The organism is Lacinutrix sp. MEBiC02404 (genome assembly GCF_053601575.1).
The window spans coordinates 1-402 of the sequence record NZ_JBSHNV010000014.1; the positions used below are offsets into that span (position 1 = coordinate 1).

Annotated in this window: 1 pseudogene; it reads left to right on the forward strand. The window is 37.3% G+C overall.

What is annotated here, in order from left to right:
* Nucleotides 1-402, forward strand: a pseudogene (locus tag ACVCXO_RS00065) (gliding motility-associated C-terminal domain-containing protein); the annotation flags it as partial.

Genomic DNA, 402 nt, shown 5'->3' on the forward strand with positions numbered 1-402 from the left:
AAATACTGCAACGCCACAAACACAAACGATTACCGTTTCAGATAATATTACTCCTACATTTACTGCTCCCGCAGCTATTGAAATTTTTACGGATGCTTCTTGTAATTATGATGCAACGGTTAGTGAAACTGGTGATGTAACCAATGAAGCTGATAATTGTGATACTACTTTAGATGCGACTTTTACAGATGTTGTAACGGCTGGTGCTTGTGAAGGTTCTTTTATTATTACTAGAACTTGGACTTTATCAGACGATTGTGGAAATACTGCAACGCCACAAACACAAACGATTACCGTTTCAGATAATATTACTCCTACATTTACTGCTCCCGCAGCTATTGAAATTTTTACGGATGCTTCTTGTAATTATGATGCAACGGTTAGTGAAACTGGTGATGTAAC